General features: G+C 36.0%; 19 protein-coding genes. 11 read left to right on the top strand and 8 right to left on the bottom strand.

Features of this window, described 5'->3' with window-relative positions; translation table 11 throughout:
• The first annotated feature begins 162 nt into the window (after positions 1-162).
• On the top strand, positions 163-711 hold the full coding sequence (locus tag LC091_RS18230) for an RNA polymerase sigma factor (RefSeq protein WP_226683454.1): 549 nt from the start codon (positions 163-165) through the stop codon (positions 709-711).
• Positions 708-1343: a hypothetical protein gene (locus tag LC091_RS18225; RefSeq protein WP_226683453.1), complete on the top strand. Its 636-nt coding sequence runs from the start codon at positions 708-710 to the stop codon at positions 1341-1343. Before LC091_RS18230 ends, LC091_RS18225 begins: the two co-directional genes overlap by 4 nt.
• Before the next feature lie 262 nt (positions 1344-1605).
• Here the strand turns inward: LC091_RS18225 and LC091_RS18220 are convergent, their stop codons facing one another.
• Positions 1606-1833, bottom strand: a complete 228-nt coding sequence (locus LC091_RS18220) for a site-specific integrase (protein WP_226683452.1) — start codon at positions 1831-1833, stop codon at positions 1606-1608.
• 48 nt (positions 1834-1881) lie between these two features.
• On the bottom strand, positions 1882-2139 hold the full coding sequence (locus LC091_RS18215; RefSeq protein ID WP_226683451.1) for a hypothetical protein: 258 nt from the start codon (positions 2137-2139) through the stop codon (positions 1882-1884).
• Between the two features lie 534 nt (positions 2140-2673).
• On the opposite strand from LC091_RS18215, the gene LC091_RS18210 reads away from it, so the two are divergent.
• The 6 genes from LC091_RS18210 (at position 2674) to LC091_RS18180 (ending at position 11189) form a co-directional block, all read left to right on the top strand.
• Positions 2674-3612 (top strand): hypothetical protein, encoded by a 939-nt coding sequence (locus tag LC091_RS18210; protein ID WP_226683450.1) that lies wholly within the window; start codon positions 2674-2676, stop codon positions 3610-3612.
• Positions 3613-3701: 89 nt separating this feature from the next.
• Positions 3702-3893, top strand: a complete 192-nt coding sequence (locus tag LC091_RS18205) for a hypothetical protein (protein ID WP_226683449.1) — start codon at positions 3702-3704, stop codon at positions 3891-3893.
• A gap of 558 nt (positions 3894-4451) precedes the next feature.
• Positions 4452-4625: a hypothetical protein gene (locus tag LC091_RS18200; protein ID WP_226683448.1), complete on the top strand. Its 174-nt coding sequence runs from the start codon at positions 4452-4454 to the stop codon at positions 4623-4625.
• 557 nt (positions 4626-5182) lie between these two features.
• Entirely contained in the window at positions 5183-8476 is a 3294-nt protein-coding gene (locus LC091_RS18190; RefSeq protein ID WP_226683447.1) for an nSTAND3 domain-containing NTPase, read from the top strand.
• A gap of 664 nt (positions 8477-9140) precedes the next feature.
• Entirely contained in the window at positions 9141-10988 is a 1848-nt protein-coding gene (locus tag LC091_RS18185) for a TnsD family transposase (protein WP_226683446.1), read from the top strand.
• 27 nt (positions 10989-11015) lie between these two features.
• On the top strand, positions 11016-11189 hold the full coding sequence (locus tag LC091_RS18180) for a hypothetical protein (protein ID WP_226683445.1): 174 nt from the start codon (positions 11016-11018) through the stop codon (positions 11187-11189).
• A gap of 740 nt (positions 11190-11929) precedes the next feature.
• Here the strand turns inward: LC091_RS18180 and brnQ are convergent.
• Complete coding sequence (gene brnQ, locus LC091_RS18175; RefSeq protein ID WP_226683444.1) at positions 11930-13282, bottom strand: branched-chain amino acid transport system II carrier protein; 1353 nt, start codon at positions 13280-13282, stop codon at positions 11930-11932.
• 243 nt (positions 13283-13525) lie between these two features.
• Here brnQ and LC091_RS18170 point away from each other — a divergent pair, with 243 nt between their 5' ends.
• Entirely contained in the window at positions 13526-14197 is a 672-nt protein-coding gene (locus LC091_RS18170; RefSeq protein ID WP_226683443.1) for a GntR family transcriptional regulator, read from the top strand.
• Between the two features lie 30 nt (positions 14198-14227).
• On the top strand, positions 14228-14686 hold the full coding sequence (locus tag LC091_RS18165) for a GNAT family N-acetyltransferase (RefSeq protein WP_226683442.1): 459 nt from the start codon (positions 14228-14230) through the stop codon (positions 14684-14686).
• Between the two features lie 46 nt (positions 14687-14732).
• Here the strand turns inward: LC091_RS18165 and katG are convergent, their stop codons facing one another.
• The 3 genes from katG to LC091_RS18150 all read right to left on the bottom strand — a co-directional run bounded on the left by katG (position 14733) and on the right by LC091_RS18150 (position 18212).
• Positions 14733-16919: a catalase/peroxidase HPI gene (gene katG / locus LC091_RS18160; RefSeq protein WP_226683441.1), complete on the bottom strand. Its 2187-nt coding sequence runs from the start codon at positions 16917-16919 to the stop codon at positions 14733-14735.
• Positions 16920-17198: 279 nt separating this feature from the next.
• Positions 17199-17996: a hypothetical protein gene (locus LC091_RS18155; RefSeq protein WP_226683440.1), complete on the bottom strand. Its 798-nt coding sequence runs from the start codon at positions 17994-17996 to the stop codon at positions 17199-17201.
• A gap of 15 nt (positions 17997-18011) precedes the next feature.
• A complete protein-coding gene (locus tag LC091_RS18150) occupies positions 18012-18212 on the bottom strand; it encodes a hypothetical protein (RefSeq protein WP_226683439.1) in 201 nt (66 codons plus the stop codon).
• 241 nt (positions 18213-18453) lie between these two features.
• Between LC091_RS18150 and LC091_RS18145 the strand changes: the two genes are divergently transcribed.
• On the top strand, positions 18454-18651 hold the full coding sequence (locus tag LC091_RS18145) for a hypothetical protein (protein WP_226683438.1): 198 nt from the start codon (positions 18454-18456) through the stop codon (positions 18649-18651).
• Positions 18652-18709: 58 nt separating this feature from the next.
• Here the strand turns inward: LC091_RS18145 and LC091_RS18140 are convergent, their stop codons facing one another.
• Entirely contained in the window at positions 18710-19669 is a 960-nt protein-coding gene (locus LC091_RS18140) for a nuclease-related domain-containing protein (protein ID WP_226683437.1), read from the bottom strand.
• 280 nt (positions 19670-19949) lie between these two features.
• Positions 19950-21659, bottom strand: coding sequence for a glutamine--tRNA ligase/YqeY domain fusion protein (locus LC091_RS18135; RefSeq protein WP_226683436.1), 1710 nt, complete (start codon positions 21657-21659; stop codon positions 19950-19952).
• Between the last annotated feature and the right edge of the window lie 97 nt (positions 21660-21756).

Here is a 21756-nt window from a genome sequence, read left to right as displayed (position 1 = left end):
AAGATTAATATTAAATGCCCCCATTTCAGCTAATGCATGAATGGGGGCTTTGATTTATAGTAAATAAAATACTTACGGTTAGGAAAGCGGTAATAATTTGTGCAACCTATGTCACTCTATAAACGTCAAATATTTAACTGAGAATTAAGGGGGAACGATGATGTGGCAGAAAATAAAAAAACATATATCATGGATATGAACATTTTATTTAGTAAATTAATGGAAAGTTATTGCGAACAACTTCTTAAATTAGCCTATTCATATGTTAAAGATAAGCAGGCTGCCGAAGATATTATTCAAGATGTCTTTGCTAATGTATTTGAACATTGGGACTCATTTAGAGGAGATTCGTCCTATAAGACATATTTATATAGGATTACAATAAATCGTTGCTACGATTATTTAAGAAGTGCCACGTGTAGGAAAAATTACTTAATGAACTCTTTTCACAGTATCATTAATTCAAATACTCCTGAAAAACTTGTAGTAGAAAATAATGATAAATACTTAATAGGGGAACAAATTTTAAAACTCCCTTTAAAGTACAGGGAGGTAATTTTACTTTACTATTATAAAGATTTTTCCATGGAGGAGATTTCCTCTCTATTGAATTGTCCAGTAAGCACTGTGAAGTCTAGGGTTCATCGTGCAAGAGAGAAATTAAAAATTAAACTAGTGAACATTAATAATGAAAGGAGAGATGAAGTTTGAATAAGAAATTAATAAAAGAAAGTTTGGACCATCATTTAGAAGAAAAATTAGCCCCTATAGAAGATCTCCAATCAAAAATACTATTAAATACAAAGAATCCACAGGGTTATGGAAAAAGATATCAATACAGAATATTTTTTCCTGTCCTTGGTACTATGCTAATACTTCTATTACTAATACCCAGCACCATATTTTTATATCTAAATGCTAAAAGCAATGAACAGACATCGGATCTCGTTTCTAAATTAGAATCTGAAAATAATAAATTAGAAGAACAATTAAAATCCGAAGCTAATTCTGAAGGGGACGTAGTCGTAATAGTGGATGAACCTCTAGATCCTAATGCTTTCCCAGAGGAATCAAAGATTAAACTTTTGGAGTTAGGCTTTGAAGGTGAAATAGATGAAATAAAAGAACAGTTGTTAGAACAAACACAACTCATTCCATATGAACCGGTTCTAGGAGGAATTATGTCATTCAGAGAAGATAGGGTTAAACTTTTATCTCATGAATGGATATTTGCACCATTTGATGATGGTCATACCGGCGGGTTTTTATTAATAAAGTATCAAATGAGAGATGGGAAAGTAACAGATTGGGATGTAATGGATTCTTATAAATTTGGAGATTAAATCTAGGACTTAATCGCAGAACATATACAAGTTATCTCGAAATCGAGTCTTCGGCAATCGGGCGCCATTCTTGAAGAAGAAACGGTGCTCTTTTTGTATTTTAGATCCATTTAATGGAAGAAGATTTAGATATAATGATGAAAGGTATTGTTAAGTGCTTTACTTTGCCAAAAAGGGGTATACTGTATAGCTGAGGGGGGAGGTCCCACGAGCTGTTGCCCTTCTCCTTTTTGATCGGTTTTACTTGTAACTAAATGAAGAATTAATCCATCCGAGTAATTGAAATATCTTCCGCATCTAAAGTCACCAGTTCACTTCTTCGTAATGCAACAGCCCAGCTTAATACCAACAAAGCACGGTTCCGAACACCAATAATCTTATCCTGGGGAATAGTTTGAATGATTTGACGTAATTCATCCAGCAAAAGTGCTTCTTTTCCTTCTTCTTTAACTCCAATGGATCGTTGAATCCCATCCCAAACGCCTCTCACAAGGGCAGCTTTCGTAGGACTGGAATACCCAGCGTTGGGAGATAGCTGTCATTTTTCGTTTAATAGAAGAAGCTTTGAGTGTTTTCCTAGATACGTAATGTAATAGGCCAAGGTTTCAGGGGTAGCCGGAAGGTCACAAAATGCGTTCTTCTCACACCATTTGGAGAAGCGGGTCCAATCACTTCGATACGCACGCTTTGTATTATCTGCTTTTGAATTTGCTAAATGCTTTTTGGCTTCTTCTTGAAGTTCTAATATCTCGGTTGAAAGGGAATGTTCATCCTGGTTTTTGATTTCAAAATTCATGGAATTTCCTCCTTTCTAAATATCGATAACACGGTTATTAATAGTTAGATTAATAATATTCTTAATTATACCAAGTATACACTAAATGTAAAAATATTACTTATAAAATTATACACCTTATCTAATAGGACTTTATTATTCTATAAATATAGTTTGTACTTGGAGAATTATAAGTTATAAATTACAAATCACTTTGTATAAGTTTATATATTCTTAAAAGAATAAAATTTTTGGGATATAGAGTTTTTTAAAGGTAAATAAAAGATAATTACTAATAAACTGTAAATAAGAAAGATGATGGAATTTGTACAAAAATTTGAAATAAAGTAACTTAAGTACTAGTTGTGCTATAAGGCTACTTAAAAGTAAGAACAAGAACCTCATTAGTAAGAGAGTACTTAGCTTAAATGCGTTACTGCTCTTTACTATAAAGAATAATGGAGAAAGGAAGGATTAATGATTAAAAGAGAATCAAGATTATAAGATTGAAGCAAGATTGGCTTATAGTATCATCATAACTTAGGGGGAAAAATAATGAAGAGATTTTTATTTGCTTTTTTTGTAGGGTTTGCAATCTTTTTCGGGTCACTTTCTAACATTTCTGCTGCTCAAAAAGAGGGAATTGATTGGAAGGGTAAAGTGGTCGAAGAACTTTATATAAATGAAACTCTAACTGTTGAAAAACTTAAGGATGGAAGAGTAAAACCTGTAGATGGGGCAATTGTTAAAAACTTAAAAGAAGAAGAATTAAATACTATATTAAACTTTATGGGTCATGATATTCTTACACTTGTATATGGAACCAAAGTTGATATTGTTACATCAGGAGGGAAGGCACCTGAATCAACTAGTTACAAATTAAGAATTAAAGACTATGATGAGAATTATGAACTTGAATCTGAGCAAGTAATCGATTTAAATACTGATGGTAATTTAGCAAATGATTCAATCTCAATATTGAGCATTCCTTCAGCAATTAATGAATGTCGTATCCTAACAGGATGTTTTAAAGGGAATTTAGCTATAAGCTATATCGGAAAAATAGACAATAAATATCAATATAGATTTTATTATAATTTTGACTTCCCTGATGGGTCAAATGGGTATGATGATTATGTAGGTTTAGCGTGGAGAGGAACTGGAACTAAGAAAGCAGGATCAGATTTAGCGAAGCAATATACATACTCGAGTGTAAGTGGTTCTTGGCATTCCAAAGACCTGAGCTTAAGTAAATATAGTGTTTATGGTAATGTATACAAAGTACCTTCTTCGACTGCTAAATACTATGGTTTTTATAGAACAGATGTATATTATGCATCAAGTTCTTATGGAAACCCAGAAATTTTAGCCGGAAACTATGGAGCAAATTGGCAATCTGTTTTTAATAGCATTAGTATAGGTGCAGCTTCGATTGATATAACAAAAACTGATAGAGAATATATACTTGAGAAAAACTTTACAGTAGGTAAATAATATTCAAACATTTAATACAGGTACTACTAATTTTCTTGATTTGATATAATTACTTTATGAATATATTAGAACTAGAGGTGAATCAAGTCATGAAACTAGCAAGTATACTAGCATTTTTGGGAATAATAACAATATTCGGTAGTTTAATTTTTATTGGCGGGTTCCTTTTGTCTTCAGAAGCAAATGGTAGTGACATTTTTTATGCACTATTAGTAATGTTGAATGGTTTTATTGCATTGGGAATTAGTGATATATCAGTTAAACTTCAAAAGAAAGCTTAAACACTATCTATCTAACAAACCGTTTTCAACTTTATTTTTAGAGTTGTAAACGGTTTTTTATCTTGTCCTTTATTAAAAGTATTTACAACTTATAGTTCTATCAGTAAAAAGTTCTTGATATAAAAGGTTATATACTATTAACGTAGCTACAGAATCAGGTACAAGCTGTCCAACACCTTGTTACTATTAAGAGCAAAATAAGATAAAAAACCTTAGAATGAATTTCAAGTTACTTGTAAGGTACAAACAACCAAATCAGAGGGAAAATTGCGTTGAGTGTCATGATATTTATCACATTTAAAGGCTTAGAGGGTTTTCCATAAGTAGTTCAGTTTTGGAGTACAAAACTTTAAATTGTAGTCCAAAATGGACTACTTTTTTTATTGAATTTACACCTTTAATTGTCGTACCATTTGTAAGTTAAAAGATAATTGGGAAATTTGTGGTATTATATAGATTCGAAATTGTTTCTAATTCCATTAAAGGGAGTTTAATTGAATACCACCGAAACAAAAATAGTTGGGGTTTCGTCTAATTCAATGAGAATAGGGGGATGGTATGAGACGCTTCAGTGTAATACTAATGCTTTCTTTATTACTTTTAAGTGGATGTAATATCGAACAAAATCAGGACCAAAACATAATCGGTTATGAATATCTTTCTAAAGATGCTGAAATTCCAGATGAAGTTAACCAATGGTTAATTGATGCGGAAACCTCCAAAGAAATGTAGGCTCATCAAAAGTTTTGGAAAAAGTGGGAATGATAAAGGAAGGTAGAATTCGTGAGGATCTGTTAATAAAAGAAGGTTGGCGGGATTCTTTATTATATAGTGTTCTAGACACGAATGGGAGAAATAATCTATCAATATTTCATTAAGGATATTTTTTTCCGGCAAGATATATTCTTTATATATCTTGAATTCAAGTCTTCCACAATCGGGCGCGATTGTTGAATAAAATAAAATTGGTGTAAATTTACAAAAACAAACCTTAAATCTGCTGGATAAGAATCCATTTTGATCAATCTTTTTTCAAAATGGATTCTTATTATTTACCGTAAAATGCTGGTTTGTGAGATATTTTTAATCAAACTTTATTTCAAGGCAACACTTGCCATTAAAGGTGCCCCTTTTATTATTTGGAATTGAAATAACATTAAAAACGATTAGAAGAATTAAGGGTATTTGTAGGAAAAATAAGTGATGTGATAGAATATAATAACATTTAACAGAATTACACTATATTGGATTTAATATGAAATAGGTATTATACCTATGGAGGTAACTGTATGGATTATACGAGTTGTTTAGATGAATTAGCTGACGATATGAGAGTACATGGTGCAATACTAGTTATTGGTGCAGGAGGTTCATATGAATCAGGTATGCCACTTTATGCACAATTTCCTGCTTTTATTTGGAGAGTGATTGATAAATTTAAAGAATTAAAAATAGAAATGGGATTTGATGAAAATATTGATGCAAAAGATATTATAGGGTCAGATACTCAGAAGATTATGCATTCATTTGAGTTTATTAAAAATAATGAGGATGCATTATTTTATTTTAAACAACAGTTTAAATCGATTAATGATCATCATAATAAAAAGACTTCGGAAGTTCATGAAGGAATTTGTAAATTAATCCATAATGGATACATAAAGTTAGTAATCTCTTTAAACTGGGATGATTTACTTGAAACATCTTGGGAACGCCTTTATGGTACTTCAATTAATTCAAATAGAGTCCAATTAATTAAACCTCATGGAGATGTAGGGGATTTAGAAGCTCGTTGGTTGTTACCAAATGAAGATGGTAATATTACAGAGGACGAAATAAGAATAATAAAATCTATAAAAAAAGATTATTTTCTAGATATAGTTATATTGGGATATTCTGAAAGTGATAGCGTTTTCGTAGAGAAAGCTTTAAAGCCTAATTATAAAGATAGTAAAGTTTTTAGAATCTCTCCCTTTTCAACAGGTTCTATAGCTCTCCCTGCATCTAAAGCGGTAAATTATTTAGTGAATAAAATACCAAATAATTCAAAATGTATGTGGGAGCAAGTAGATTTTAATAATAAGAAAGGCATCGAAAATGCTATATTAGGTTATAGATTGAGGCCAACGGATGTAGATGCTTGTGCAAGGTTTCCTCAAATTAATCTAGCTAGTAAAAGACTAGAAACAATAGGCTATGCAATTATTAAAAGTGAACCGGGCTTTGGGAAGTCAATAATGAGTTATCAATTAGCAAATGATTTTAGAAAATTAGGTTGGGAAGTTAAAAAGTTAATAAATGAGTCTGTCGATTTTGAATTAAACTTGCCCGAATCGAATTATAAAACGGTTTATATTATAGATGATGCGCATCAAATAGATAAATTATTACTCGAAAGATTAATAGATCAAGTGAACGAATATAAAAAATTAATTATAACTATGACAGTTTCTAGTGATGTTGATTTAGAACTCGAAAACATAATAATTTCTAGGGAGTCAGCCATAGAAGATTTATACATTCACTATAAAGTAAATGAAAAGGCTATTGTGACAATTTTAAATAATATACGGGAGGATATTACTATAGGTAATTTACACATGGAAACACCGTATGATTACCTATTAGAAGAAGCGAAAAAAGAGGCTACTCCTTGGTTATTTAATTTTTATCTAAGAGGCGGTTGGAATAGCATAAGTGACAATTTTTTTATAATAAAGAAACAAGGAAGAAGCGATATTACATTAGTATTAATAGCGGTGTATCAGCTGCTATGTATTGATAAAGAAATATCGATTGAAAATTTAGTTGAAATTAGCAATAGGTGGGGAAAATCTCACCAAGAGGTTGAGCGTAATTTGAGTTTCTTAGAAAAGCAAAAAATGATTATACGAGAAACTGGTTATAGAACATTACATTTGCAAATGGCATGTAGATTAGTAATCAAATTTTATTCAGAATCAGATTCTCAAGATAAAGAAAAATTTATTAAATTTATACAAAATAAGATATTAGATGAGCAAATTAGTTTTCAAGGGATCAATCTATTTATAAATTTAACAAGGGCATTTAATATCACTTATGAATTCCATAAGAAAATATTTACTAAAGAGATAATCGCTTATTTACTAAATCGATGGTTTGGTGAAACAGATAGCGAAAGTATTAGATATGGTAGTTTTATTATGGAAAGTATATTAGGTAGAAATAATAAATACAACTTTAAGTATATTTACGAGAATAACCGTTTAGAATTCGAAAGAATTATAGAAAACACTAATCATATAACAGCATATGCAAACAGCAACTTGTTAAATGCTTTTTATAATGAAGATAAGGATTTGAAAAAGAAATTTGTTAACGCATTAAACATAGAATCTTTTATTAAAAATTTATCTGATATTGAACCGAATGCATCGAGTTTGTATGTCTGGGCTAAGTTCTTAGATAGATTAAGAATTGGTCAAACTAAAAAATGGGCAGAAAATTTAAAAACACACCTACCAAAAACTGAAATCACTTTTGCATTAAAGAACTGTCCATTGGATAACGTATATTCGACAACGAGCCTGTTAGTAGCTCTGTATTATTATGATGAAGAGTATGCGATATCAGAGTATGATTCTGCTTTAGATAGTTTTGAGAAAAACTTTAAAAGCAATTTCACCGAATCAATAAATTCACTTGATTATACCTTTAAATATATATTCTGGGGAGATCAAATTTTTACTGCACCAAGAAGAAGTAAAGAGCAGAAAGAACGTTTAAAAGCATTTTCAGATAGAATAGCTGAAAAAGATTTAACAGAAAGTATTACGAATGGGATTGGAAGAGAATGGAGTTATATCTATGATTTAATTTGTAGCATTATTTCCGTAGATGAAAATAAAATAAAGAATGCTATAATTAAAGTTGATTTAAATAAAATTGATAAAATTACCATTGGGTTATGGACTTCTCAACCTAGAGACTTATTAATGCTTGTTGCAATGCTAAGTGCATATAGAAAAGATTTATATCTTATTATTGAAAATCATTTAGATGAAATGGATTATCTTAAACCACATATAGCAATTGCTGCACTACCAATAATGGATAAAGTTCATGAGAAATCTAAAAAAATAGTTTTGTTCAATAGAGATGGAAATTCTGCGAATAAAGCTGCATATTTTTTAAACAAGTATTCTAAAAAGAACTTATATAATTGTAAGGAAATAATAAAACAAAATGAAGAATCGATTATGAAGAATTTAATATTAATGCATCCAATAGAATGGGAGGATACACCTAACTTATTATTGCAAATTATAAAAATCTATCCAGAGTTCATAAATAATATTAGTAAGTCTTTAAAAATAGAAGATATAAAAACAACCTTGAAATCTTATTTTATGGACTCGCAGTATGAACATCATAGAGAAAGAAAATCAGTGAATCTATTCAGGGATTTATTGAAGGAAATTGTTTTGATTTCAGAAAATGTAGAGCTATCTGTTTTTTTGAACTATGTGCTAGGAGAAATAGATAGTTATAATTGGGTAAAAGGCAAAGATAGTAGGCTAAGTATAGAGCTAGTTATTTAAGACTTATAATGTACACCGTCGACACTTTTAAATTAAGGCTCTTTTCGTAAAGATTGTGGCTTTATACTAGTAAAAAGTCGGTATTTGGACTTTTTAGCGTCTTTTTGCTCTGGAAATAGAAGGTAGTTCCTTTTAATGCAGGAAAGGAGCACGACAGTGACGTTTAGTACGGAAATTTTAAAATTTCGAAAAAGTAACAAAATATGCGAAAACAGCCTAAAATAAAGCCTAATATTTTTTTAAAAATATTAATAATTGAAATGAAAACTGATTAAAATCCTGTTTACTTATTAAGCGGGATTTTTTTTATTCTTAATGAAATGGTTAAATGTCAATAAGTTTTCCTGAGTTATACAAACCTCTATTAGTACTAGAAAAGGCAAATTTTAAAACAGGAAGTAAATATGTATATCACAAAGATACAACTTCTAGTAGGAGAAAGTTCTCGATGGGCATGGAAAGATGGATATGATAGATAGTTTGAATTCTATATGCCTAAAGGGTTAAAAATGGAGGATTGCACGAAAATATATGAAACATTTCAAGATGAAATTAATGTCCTGTTTGAGAGAAACGTATAAAAACCTCAAAGTAAGTTTTATGAGGAGATTCAAAACGATATGTTGTGGGAACAATGAGCATATTCTAATTTAAGGAGTAAATTATGCTCTTCTTTCCTAAGTTATATGAAGATGAATTACTTTATAGTGTGATAGCAAGATATCACCAATATTCAGGAAACGAAAATTTCAAACATTCATTAAATGAGAGTTTTGGATCAAGTACAATTTGTTCCACTTTATTTTTTCCATCTAGTATTTCAAACTTATTAAATAACCTTCCTCACCATTCCTTTACATCTAATGATATTATTAATAACCATACAATATTACCTTATTACAAGCCTTGGATTCCAATAAACAGATATACAACTCTAATTAATAAAATGGTAAATGGAAAAGGATCAGATTTGTATATGCTGTTAGGAAGAACTGCAAGTAGTATTAAAAGTAAACAAAGTCTTTATTATTGTGAAGACTGTGTTAAATTTGAAACGAAAATGTATGGGGAAGCATATTGGCACAGAACACATCAATTAGATGGGGTCTTAGTATGTCATATTCACAAAAAATTCTTAATAAAGTCAACGGTTGATTTAAGAAAAAGAACTAATAAGCATAGCTTATTTACATTAGATAATAGCATCGAAATTAATGACTCAAATAGGACTGCCTATAGTGGAGATGATTTTAATCATCTTCTAACTGTGGCAGAACAAAGCTATGCTCTCCTAGAACCTAGATTTACTGCATTAACTCCGGAAAAATTAAGGGTGTTTTATGTAAGCAAACTTAGAGAAATGGAGCTTTTAACTTTATCTGGAAATATTAGATGGGATAAATTAATACCTTCTTTCACTATTTACTATGGTGATAATGTTTTGAAGGAATGGAAAAGTAATATTAGTATCGGAGCAGAGGATACCTGGCTACATAAAGTACTAAGAAAACCTAGAGGATCTTGCCACCCCCTGAGACATATATTACTTATTAGCTTTTTAGGAGAAACAGTAGAATCCCTATTAACAAAAATGAACATCGGCGATTATAATCCTTTTGGTGTGGGTCCATGGCCATGTCTAAACAAAGGAGCGGAACATTATAAGGAGGATAAAATTACGACTGTTAAAATTACAAGGGATAGCAAATCCTCTCAACCAGTAGGAACTTTCAGATGTTCATGTGGTTTTTCTTATTCGAGGAAAGGACCTGATATTGTTCCAGAAGACCGACATCGTATTGGAAGAATAAAAGAATTTGGTGATGTATGGAGGGAAAAACTAAAGGAAATCAACCAGAGTGATTTATCTTTAAGAAAAAAAGCAGAGTTGTTGGGTGTAGACCCGAAAACTGTAATAAATCAATGGCAAAAAGATACTCAGATAAATAATCATGCTGAGTTTTTATCATGTGATAAAAAGCAAGAATATAAGCAACAATGGCTGAAATTAATTAATGCGGGTCTTTCAATTTCAGAACTAAGAAAAAATAAATCAAATCTCTACATGTGGTTATATAGGAATGATAAAGAATGGCTTAAAGAACATTCTCCCCAAAAGATTAGGAGAAAAAATAAAGAATCCATAATTGACTGGGAGCAGCGTGATATACAGTTAGCCGAACTAGCAAAGTCCATAGTTAAAGATATTTTAAATGAACTAAAAATACAACGTGTTACAAAAAATGAGATAGGGAGAAGAATGGGGAGAATAAATTTATTATACAAATATATGCATAAGTTACCGAAAACTAAGTTGCTTCTGGAAAATAGTTTAGAAAGCATAGAGCAATTCCAAATGAGAAGGATTAAAGAAGCTGTAAAAAAACTAACGCTAAGCGAAAGCGTTGTTAAAGAGTGGGAGGTTATACGAAAGGCAGGATTAAAACCTAAATATGCCAATAAACATAAACAGTTTATTACTAGCGAGATAATCGCATCATATAAATTATAGTGTGGAAATTAAAGAGGTGATAAACTTTTGGACATACTTGATAAATTGTCTGTAATTGAGTTAAAACAAAAAGTCCTTCTCATATTAAACTCTATTAAGAACGATGAACAGTATAAGGTGGATAACATATTCAATGACCTTTACGAAATGCTACTTTACTTAGATGCTATGGACACTAAACTTGATGAAAAATTAAAATAGTTACTTAAGACAAGTGAAATATATTACTTGTCTTTTTTGATGAAGTTAGGACCAATTCCTACAATTAAAATAAAATCGTATTTCAAATATCAGTCCACCCTCATTTTCAATCAGAAATTATTCCTAATCCAATCGTTTCTCTCTATTTTGTACTACTTTAATTATTACCCCGTAACAGATGGCGGGACAAGGAACTAGTAAAATTATAAACCGTTTATTCAAGTCCATGATAATAAGGCTGCTTCTAAAGGATGGGTTATCCGGCATCTAGGCTGGATAACTAAAAGAATACATCACATTATCAGAAACATGAAAGAAACTATCTTTATTGCCTAGAGTGGGAAGATTAATGTTTGATATTAGAGAGCAACAAAGAAGGTCTTTTTTACTTATCTTATTAACATTTTGAGTGGTTGGTAAATAAATGAGATCCGTATTTAATATCCTGATTGTCCACAGATAAATGTGTTTATATTTATTTTCTTTACAATAGTTAAGGGCGGTTTCACAAGTAAGAGATGTGTCAATGGCGATTCCTAAAAGTGCTGTTACCACCACTAAAATTAGTTACCAACATTAATGTTAAGTCCGATTATTAATCTAAAATTAGTTACCAACACTAATGTAACTTATATATAGTGCCAAAAACCCGTTATTCCTTGATTTTAACGGGTTTTCTAGTTACCAACTTTAATGCACTTGAACAACCGATTATGGTTGAGTCTTTTCTGTATTAAAAATTAACTTGCTTCCCTCTCAAGCTGTACACGTTGTGGGTGTTCTTTTTTAACCTTCCCCCAAATAAACCCTAACAATCCACCGATAATCGCCGGGAAAATCCAACCTAACCCTACTTCATATAAAGGAAGGATCGTAGCAAAAAGATCTTCAACCGTTACAATGCTCATACCTGCTGCCTTCAACGCATCAGAGAATGCCACAATGGAAGTAAAAATCATGCTTCCTTGATACACTTCTTTTCTTCCGTTAAAGAATGAATGTAAGAATGTTAAGGCCATCAAGCAGACAACAAATGGGTAGATTGCAACTAACACCGGTACGGATACGGCAATCAATTGAGTTAAGCCTACGTTTGCAAAAATGGCACTGATTGTAGATAAGACAATGACAAAAGTTTTGTAAGAAACGTTTGGCAACAGTTTATTAAAATAGGAAGAACAAGATATGATAAGACCGATACTTGTTGTTAAACAAGCGCCAATAACGATTAAGCTAAGCAATAATCCACCGTAAGCGCCAAAGAAGTGATTGGATGCACCAGATAGAACCGCGCCTCCATTTTCTAATAATCCTAGTGCTTCCACACTTGAAGCTCCAATATAGGATAGGGAAGTATAGATGATGGCAAGAAGTCCTGCCGCAATACTGCCTGCTTTCGTGACAGCGATCATGATTTCCTTCTTTGTTGTCGCACCTTTTGCTTTAACAGCATTGATGACAACGATACCGAATACAAAGGCAGCAAGGGCATCCATTGTCAGATAGCCTTCTTGGAATCCTTTGAAGAAGGAACCATCAACGTAATTTTCTGTAGGAGCCTGGAAGCTTCCAATTGGGAAAATAAATGCCGTGGCAATTAAAATCCCTATGAAAATAAGTAATAGGGGTGTTAAAACTTTTCCTACAATGTCCACTATTTTAGTAGATTTCAAAGAAAAGAATACGGTAATGCCAAAAAATAGAATGGTGAAAATTAATAACCCAAGGCTACTGCTTTCTTCTGATAAGAACGGTCTGATTCCCATTTCAAAGGAAGCAGTTCCCGTTCTCGGGATGGCAAAAAGAGGTCCAATGGCTAGATACAAAATCACGGTAAAGACAAGTCCGAAAACAGGGTGTACCCTGCTCGCTAAGGACTGAAGATCGCTTTTCCCTGAATAGCCTAAAGCCAGTACACCAAGCAAAGGTAAGCCAACACCAGTTACGATAAAGCCCGCATTAGCAGACCAAATATTCGTCCCTGCGGATTGACCTAGCATGGCTGGGAATATTAGATTTCCCGCACCGAAGAATAATGCAAAAAGCATAAAACCAATGGCTAGTACAAATGAAAAAGGCATTTTGTTTGTCATCTTAAGTCCTCCTGATGGTTTCATGATCTGGCTGCTCTCACATAAATATATAGAAAATTATTTTAGTAAGGTAATATATTGCATACCACAAGATAACACATGCAAAATATTTATGCAATATATTACGTCGACTAGTTAAATGCAATATATTGTATTTAAAAGCAGATTACTATACACTTTTAATAGATAACTTTTAATTGACTCAATGTTTTGTTGTGAAATTTATAAAGGTGGTTGATCATAATGCCCATACCTTCCAACTATTCATCACCCACTCGTGTATCTGCAAAAAAGCGCGCCTTTTCTCAAATCCAGGAGTGGATCATCGACGGAACGCTTCAACCGAAAGAAAAGCTGAATGATGCGGAACTTGCACAAGCTTTAGGTGTTAGCAGAACGCCTATACGAGAAGCCCTGCAACTTTTGAATGTTCAAGGGTTAGTGGAAATGTTTCCAGGGGTAGGCACGCAAGTCACCTCTGTAAATAAAGAAGACATAACGAAAATTTTGCCTCCATTAGGGGCTTTAGAGGCGTTAGCGGCGGAACTTGCAACCCCCTTAATTACCGAAGATGCCATCGATACATTACGAGAGATTAATACTGCGTTCGCTCATGCCATAAAAAAAGGAGACTTTTATTCTGCTTTAAAGCAGGATGAGCAATTCCATAACATTATTGTAGAGAGTGCACAGAACCCTTATCTGGCTAACTCAGTATCAAATCTCCAGGCACATGTTCTGCGTCTCTATTTTCATCAGTCCATTATACTGACAGGTGCTTCAATAGAAGAACACGAGTCCATGCTAAAAGCATTTGAGAATCGAGATGCAGAAACGGCTGCTAAAATAGCTCGCACAAACTGGCTTCGTGCGATTGATGAGTTCTATGCGGAGCAAAAAGATAGCGTGGAATAGCAATACTATACTTTCCAACGGAGCATAACAATGCAAATTATCGAACTAAGAAACAAGAATCAACTATTGGAGAAGGCCATCCAAGTTTTTTGGCAGCAATGGGGGAGCGAGGAGAATTTTAAGTTCTATGAAGATGCAATCCTCCATTCTGCTACAACCTCTTCTGATATACCACGGTTTTATGTGGCAGTTGAAGGTGATGAAATCATTGGTACGTATGCGATCTTAAGAAATGATATAAATAGCCGTCAGGACTTGTGTCCATGGTTGGCTTGCCTTTATGTCGCAGAGGAGCATAGAGGGAAGGGGATAGGTGCCAAGCTTTTGGAGCATGGATTAACCGTGGCGGCTGAAAAAGGGTATGAGAACCTATACCTAACAACAGATTTAGATGACTATTATGAGAGATACGGCTGGAAAAATAGCGGAATCGCATATGGACCAGGCGGCAGCTCGATTAAGCTATATGAAAAAAAGACCGCTGAATAAAAGAAAAGCCAGATGAAGGGTTTAATCTCCATCTGGCTTTTTTGTATCATTTATTTACTTTTACATCATAACGATCCGCATCCATCACTTTTACCCATGCAGCCACAAAGTCATTTACAAACTTTTCTTGGCTGTCGTCTTGTGCGTACACTTCAACAAGCGCACGAAGGACGGAGTGGGAACCAAAGACAAGGTCTACCCTTGTTCCAGTACGGACGAGTTCGCCAGTTTGACGATCACGCGCTTCATAGTAGCCTTCTCTTTCTACTGGCTTCCATTCTACACCCATATCAAGCAGGGTCACAAAGAAGTCGTTTGTGAGCGTACCTACTCGATCCGTGAAGACTCCGTGCTTAGTATCGCCATGGTTGGCACCAAGAACACGCAATCCTCCGAGAAGAACAGTCAATTCTTTTGCAGAAAGGTCCATAAGCTGAGCCTTGTCCACCATAAACTCTTCCGGTTTCAAGGAGTAGTCTTTCTTATGGTAGTTACGGAATGCATCAGATACAGGCTCCAACACTTCAAAGTTCTCTTCGTCTGTTTGGTCCTGTGTAGCATCACCACGACCTGGTGTAAATGGAACTTTTACATCAAAGCCGGCATCCTTGGCAGCTTTTTCAACGGCTGCACTTCCGCCAAGTACGATAAGGTCGGCAAGGCTGACATTTTTGTCTAGGCTGCCTTGGAGGTCTTCTAATACTTGAATGGCTTTTGCTAGCTGCTCTGGCTCGTTTGCTTCCCAGTCCTTTTGAGGGGAGAGGCGAACGCGGGCACCGTTAGCGCCACCACGTCTGTCCGAATGACGGTAAGTGCTGGCAGAAGCCCAAGCTGTTTTTACAAGCTCACTGACAGAGAGACCGCAATTTAAAAGTTTAGCTTTAAGGTCCTCAATCTCTACATCTGTTAATGTGTAGTCCACTTTTGGAACCGGATCTTGCCAAATGAATTCTTCCTCTGGCACTTCAGGTCCTAAATATCTGTCGCGAGGCCCCATGTCACGGTGAAGCAGCTTAAACCATGCGCGTGCAAAAGCATCGGCAAACTCATCCGGATTTTGATGGAAGCGACGGGAAATTTTTTCGTATTCTGGATCCATGCGCATCGCCATGTCCGCTGTCGTCATCATTGTTTTTACTTTTTTAGATGGATCGTGAGCGTCTGGAGCTAAATGCTCTTCATCCGGATCAATCGGAGCCCATTGGTAGGCGCCAGCCGGACTCTTTGTCAATTCCCACTCGTAACCAAACAATAGATCAAAATAGCTCATATCCCATTGAGTCGGGGTTGGTGTCCATGCACCCTCAATTCCACTTGTGATCGTGAAAGCGCCGTGGCCGGTTTCATGGCTGCTCTTCCAACCAAAACCTTGGTGTTCAAGGCCTGCTCCTTCTGGCTCTTCTGTCACATGTGATGGGTCACCAGCACCATGGGCTTTCCCGAATGTATGTCCGCCGGCCGTTAATGCTACGGTTTCCTCATCGTTCATACCCATGCGTTTAAATGTATCTCTAATATCAAAGGCACTTTTCTTCGGATCTGGTTCGCCGTTTGGTCCTTCTGGATTAACGTAGATCAATCCCATTTGCACGGCAGCAAGTGGATTTTCCAAATCACGCTCGCCGGAATAACGGTTGTCGCCAAGCCATTCCTTCTCAGGCCCCCAGTTTACATCTTCCTCAGGCTGCCAAATATCTTCACGGCCGCCACCGAATCCGATTGTTTTTCCACCCATGGATTCAATCGCAACATTTCCCGCAAAAACGAGCAAGTCTGCCCAAGAGAGCTTGTTGCCGTATTTCTTTTTAATCGGCCAAAGCAAACGGCGTGCCTTGTCCAGGTTTCCGTTATCCGGCCAGCTGTTTAACGGCGCAAAACGCTGAGAGCCACTTCCGCCGCCTCCGCGTCCATCTGCTTGACGATATGTACCTGCAGCATGCCAGCTCATACGGATAAAGAACGGCCCATAATGACCATAGTCTGCCGGCCACCAGTCTTGGCTGTCTGTCATAAGATTATGTAAGTCCTCTTTCAGGCTTGCATAATCGATCTTTTGAAATTCCTCTGCATAATTAAAATCTTCCCCTAGTGGGTTTGTCTTCGTGTCATGCTGGTGAAGCACATGCAAATCTAGTTGATTCGGCCACCAGTCTTTGTTTTTTGTGCCTCTGATCGGCTTTTCGGAACTACTTTCTCCCGTAAACGGGCACTTTCCAACGTTCTCATTGTCCATACATCTTTTCCCCTTTCTGTTTTGAGAAGAGTAAATAGCACACTATCTTGCCTTACAACGTACGAAACTACAAAATGAGACAACATCAATTCTTACATTGTAATTATAATAAATAATCAGCAGAATAAAAAGAAATATGCACCTAATTTTCAATAATATTCTGAAATTAATATTATTTGGGTTCGTCGCCAATAATTAAGATGCCTTTTAATTGGAATTTAATACCTTTAAGGAGATAAAAAAGCCAATCGTCATTGTTAGGCGATTGGCTTAAATTTATTACTCCGAAATGTCTCGGAATCGATACATATATTCGTAATAATAAGTTTGGTAATCTGTTTCGAAGGTAGACTTGCTCCAGATACTTGTTTTATCGTTTGTTTCTTCGGTTTCCACTAGTCTCAGTTCGCCTGCGCCAAGGGTCATGATGTTGGAATCTACGACTTTTAGCTCTTCCTGCTCGGCGTTCAGTGCACGGATCCGGACCTGAACCTCTTTTTCTTCCTCTAAGTTATTTTTTACAAAGAAGTAGTTTTGGTATCCTTCATCTGAACAACTCTGCGTCCTGCGCCTGACGCAATTTTTCTCCGAGTTCATGAAAAGAACGGTAATTTCTTTATCTGTTTCAGATTCTGCTAGTGCATGCATGGCTGTTTCGATTTTGTGAACATAGGCAGCTTTTTGAGCGGTAGGGTAGACCCACGAAAATAATAATAAGAAGGCAACTCCTAATATACCAGCAAAGGCCCACACCGCTTTGGGATTATGAACAGATTTTGGCGCTCCTTTATGCGTGATGCTGACAATAATATTGACGATCGCTATGATGAGTACAATAGCCCCAGTAACGGTAAGCCCTACTATGCCTTCAAAAAAGTTTGGCCAAAAGGGCAGTTGATAGGTGTGATAAAAGTAATAATTCATCGCACCTACGAGAGCTATTATGATGAATAGCAGAATACTAGGTTTTTTCCAATCTATCTTTTCTCTTTTTCCATTCCCTACATCTATGGCCGACCATGCGAGCCAGATGAAAGGGACGGTGAAGATTAAAGCCATAACAGCGACAAACCCCATATATATGTCTCCTTTCTAATCCTTTTTAGATAGTAAACTACTAATGGATAACCACACAAAACCTACGGAGAATAGGCATAGCACGCCTAGCGCAAGCCCATAAAGAATGCTACCGTCCTTGAAAAAATCAAATGACGAAATTCCTGTAATGATAGTTATTGCTAAAAATAGAATCATGAAGAAAAAGGTTTGAATGGTACTAAGAAAACGTTCCATAATGTTGCCCCTATCCTTTCTACGGAAACTTACTTACATTTAATACCTTAATTTGGAATTGTTCAAACCGTATCCTAGTGATTTATACAAATTATGTATTTTATCAGTATAACGTAAGGGGTGGCATGCTGTATGGGAGGTTTGGACTATGGAGGGAGCAATAAGGTAGTTTAATTGAAAAGCCTTCAGTTTTAGGATACCGTTCAAAGTGTAGAGAAGTTTTTGAATGGAGAGAGAGCATATGATGTTGGCATTAGGCGTTTTAGGAGTGTTAGTTTTGGTTGGCGGACTGTTTGCAACACTTCAGGTAGCGGGAAATGGAGATCACGATTATCAGAAGAAATCAGAGGGGAATGTAAGACGACTCACTTACATTTATATCGCGCTGTTTGTAGTTATTATCGTTGGGTTTATTGTTTATTTGAGATGGTTTGTGTAATATGCCATGTTGAGGGACCCCCGGGGAGAGGTTATCTTCGCGGGGATCTTTTGTGTTTTTATTCAATAAAGTATATTCTGGCTTTTTTGCTGCCTTTTTGGGGGAGGTTTAACGATTGGAGCTCTTTGTAAGAGATACTTGATGAATGCAGACATATAAATTCTTTGAACTTCCTGTTTGTTACCGTATTCCCAAACCCAAGCAAAGGGTAATCCTTTATGGTCTGCTTTATTAGGTCTCTATCTATGTGCTTACAATTTAAGCACACCCATCTTTGATAGGTTTTATGCATAGGTGCATGGGAGCAATTAGGGCAAATCACTCCTCTAATAAACTCAGTAGGCAAAAGTCCATAGTGATTCATCAAGTTGAAATCCTCATCTTGATGAATTTTTATTAGTGTTTTGACGAGTTTGTTAGTGTCCTTATTTGAAAAGTAAGTATGGGTTTGGATGTTATCAATTTCTTTTATTCTGGTTGGGAGATTTGTGTGAAAGACTACGTTTTTTAAGATGATGGGAGATTTTTTAAATAGGGTAGCGTTTTTATGTGTTATGACGATTTGAGTATAGATAGGTAATCGGGGTAATTTAAGGTCTTGGATGATAGAGGAGAGTTGAATTTTGTGACGGGCTAGCTGTGCAAAAGGGTCTCCAAGTCTTTCTTGTCCTGTTTCATTATGACGGATCAGACTACCGGTATCTTCATCAAACTCCATTTTTCCTGAAACATATTTAGAATCTAATATGAGGCAATGAGTAGGTGAGATAAGGAGTGAGTCCATCTGGAAGTGGCGGCCTTTTGTGTCTGGAATCCGGAGTCCATGCAAAACTTTATAATTTTCATGTGGTAAGAAGGATGAAAAGTAGTCCATTGCTTGTTCGCCTTTGTACCCATAGTGTAACCGGTAGAATTCTTTTTCTATTTGAGGGTGTTTTGGATGGGTTTTGGGGATTCTTCGCATTGCCGCTTCATGCGCGAGCAACCTGAGTGGCTTTTCTCTGTCTTTTTTTATCATTGTAGGCTCCTTTTCATAGATATTCCCTCTCTATTTCGCCTCAGAATTCATGAATTCCTGCCTGAAGCCCGAAAGTATATGATTTATCAACCAAGTTACGTTTTTTTCAATCGACTTTTCACTATATCAACCAACTTTTTACTTTATCAACCACTTTAGAGTATATAACCGCCATTCGACACACCTCGGCAAATTTTGCGTAGAATAAGTGGTAAAAAAAACCCAAAAAGCCCCCGTTCTCAAAACGGGGGCAATCAATCAATCGATCAATCACTCAACTCTATAACTTAAACGAACTCTTCAACGACACAATCTCATTAAACACAAGCTTATCGGTTGTCGTATGTTTCGGATCCACATTAAAGTAGCCATGACGGAAGAATTGGAATTTCTCTTGTGGCGCCACACCCTTCATGTTCTCCTCCACAAAGCCATTCAATACCTTCATGGAGTTCGGATTTACATGGTCAAGGAAGGACTTTTCCACAACAGAAGACTCTTCTTCCGTGCCAGCAACATCTGCCACTTCAGATTCAACTTCCTTTTCAGGTTCCTCATCTAATAGCAGAGGCTCGAACAAACGGAACTCAGCAGGGACCGCTTGCGACGCTTCCACCCAGTGCAAGGTACCCTTTACTTTACGGCCAGTGAAACCAGAGCCGCTCTTCGTTTCCGGATCATACGTACAATGGATCTCCACCACATTTCCGTCCGCATCCTTAATAAAGTCCTCACACTTAATGAAGTAAGCATGTTTCAAACGAACCTCATTGCCAGGGAATAGGCGGAAGTATTTCTTTGGCGGATCTTCCATGAAATCCTCTTGCTCGATATAAATCTCGCGGGAGAATGGAATCTGTCTTGTTCCCATTTCCGGATTTTCCGGATTGATTTCCGCATCCAGCATTTCCACTTGTCCTTCTGGATAGTTTGTGATGACCACTTTCAATGGACGTACAACACCCATCGTACGAGGGGACTTCAATTTCAAATCTTCCCGAACAAAGTGATCCAGCATTTGCGAGTCAACGAAACCGGAGCCTTTAGAAACACCTGTTTCACGAACGAATGCTCGGATTGCTTCAGGTGTGTATCCTTTACGGCGCAGTCCGGAAATTGTCGGCATACGAGGGTCGTCCCATCCATCAACAATGCCTTCTTCCACAAGCTTTCGCAGCTTTCGCTTACTCATTACGGCATTTGTGATGTTCAAACGGCCAAACTCGATTTGCTGAGGTGTTCCAGCCATTTCCGTTTCCGCTACGACCCAGTTGTATAGTGGGCGTTGGTCTTCAAACTCCACCGTACAGATAGAATGAGTCACATCTTCCATCGCATCCTCGATTGGGTGTGCGAAAGCATACATCGGGTAGATGCACCATTTGTCACCTGTGTTATGGTGGGTTGTATGAGAAATGCGGTAGATGACAGGGTCGCGCAGGTTGATGTTCGGTGACTTCATGTCAATTTTTGCACGAAGAACTTTTTCTCCGTTGCCGAATTCGCCTTTGCGCATGCGCTCGAATAGATCAAGGTTCTCTTCCACAGAACGGTCGCGATAAGGACTGTCTTTTCCTGGCTCTTTCAGAGTCCCGCGGTAAGCGCGAATTTCATCAGCAGACAGGTCGTCCACATACGCTTTGCCTTTTTTAATTAGAAGAACGGCACGATTGTACATCTCTTCAAAATAATCAGATGCAAAGAATAGTCCGTCCCAATCGTAGCCAAGCCATTTTACGTCTTCTTTAATGGAGTTAACATACTCCACGTCTTCTTTTAAAGGGTTGGTGTCGTCAAAGCGCAGGTTCGTTTTTCCGTTAAACTCGTCAGCAAGGTCAAAGTTGATGACGATGGACTTTGCGTGTCCGATATGTAAGTAACCGTTTGGCTCTGGAGGGAAGCGGGTGATGACATGGTTGCGCTTGCCGGATTCCAGGTCCTCTTTTATAATATTTCGAATAAAATTCGAGTTTGCTGGGTTATGTTCCAAGTTTTTCAACCTTCCTTATATAAGAATGCCGGGGGAGCGGGCTGTTTCAGCTGTTTTCCCCACATTTATGATAGTCAATATTGTAACACAAGAAATG

The sequence above is a fragment of the Sutcliffiella horikoshii genome (assembly GCF_020524325.1).
Lineage (GTDB): Bacteria > Bacillota > Bacilli > Bacillales > Bacillaceae_I > Sutcliffiella_A > Sutcliffiella_A horikoshii_D.
Note: the sequence above shows the minus strand (reverse complement) of the source record. Positions and strands in the feature narration are given on the sequence as shown.

Excerpts from the sequence above, each read along its gene's own strand:
- LC091_RS18215 (WP_226683451.1), bottom strand. The coding sequence starts at position 2,139 with ATGAATTTTGAAATCAAAAACCAGGATGAACATTCCCTTTCAACCGAG.
- LC091_RS18210 (WP_226683450.1), top strand. The coding sequence starts at position 2,674 with ATGAAGAGATTTTTATTTGCTTTTTTTGTAGGGTTTGCAATCTTTTTC.
- LC091_RS18205 (WP_226683449.1), top strand. The coding sequence starts at position 3,702 with ATGAAACTAGCAAGTATACTAGCATTTTTGGGAATAATAACAATATTC.
- LC091_RS18200 (WP_226683448.1), top strand. The coding sequence starts at position 4,452 with ATGAGACGCTTCAGTGTAATACTAATGCTTTCTTTATTACTTTTAAGT.
- LC091_RS18190 (WP_226683447.1), top strand. The coding sequence starts at position 5,183 with ATGGATTATACGAGTTGTTTAGATGAATTAGCTGACGATATGAGAGTA.
- LC091_RS18185 (WP_226683446.1), top strand. The coding sequence starts at position 9,141 with ATGCTCTTCTTTCCTAAGTTATATGAAGATGAATTACTTTATAGTGTG.
- brnQ (WP_226683444.1), bottom strand. The coding sequence starts at position 13,282 with ATGACAAACAAAATGCCTTTTTCATTTGTACTAGCCATTGGTTTTATG.
- LC091_RS18170 (WP_226683443.1), top strand. The coding sequence starts at position 13,526 with ATGCCCATACCTTCCAACTATTCATCACCCACTCGTGTATCTGCAAAA.
- LC091_RS18165 (WP_226683442.1), top strand. The coding sequence starts at position 14,228 with ATGCAAATTATCGAACTAAGAAACAAGAATCAACTATTGGAGAAGGCC.
- katG (WP_226683441.1), bottom strand. The coding sequence starts at position 16,919 with ATGGACAATGAGAACGTTGGAAAGTGCCCGTTTACGGGAGAAAGTAGT.
- LC091_RS18155 (WP_226683440.1), bottom strand. The coding sequence starts at position 17,996 with ATGGGGTTTGTCGCTGTTATGGCTTTAATCTTCACCGTCCCTTTCATC.
- LC091_RS18150 (WP_226683439.1), bottom strand. The coding sequence starts at position 18,212 with ATGGAACGTTTTCTTAGTACCATTCAAACCTTTTTCTTCATGATTCTA.
- LC091_RS18145 (WP_226683438.1), top strand. The coding sequence starts at position 18,454 with ATGATGTTGGCATTAGGCGTTTTAGGAGTGTTAGTTTTGGTTGGCGGA.
- LC091_RS18140 (WP_226683437.1), bottom strand. The coding sequence starts at position 19,669 with ATGATAAAAAAAGACAGAGAAAAGCCACTCAGGTTGCTCGCGCATGAA.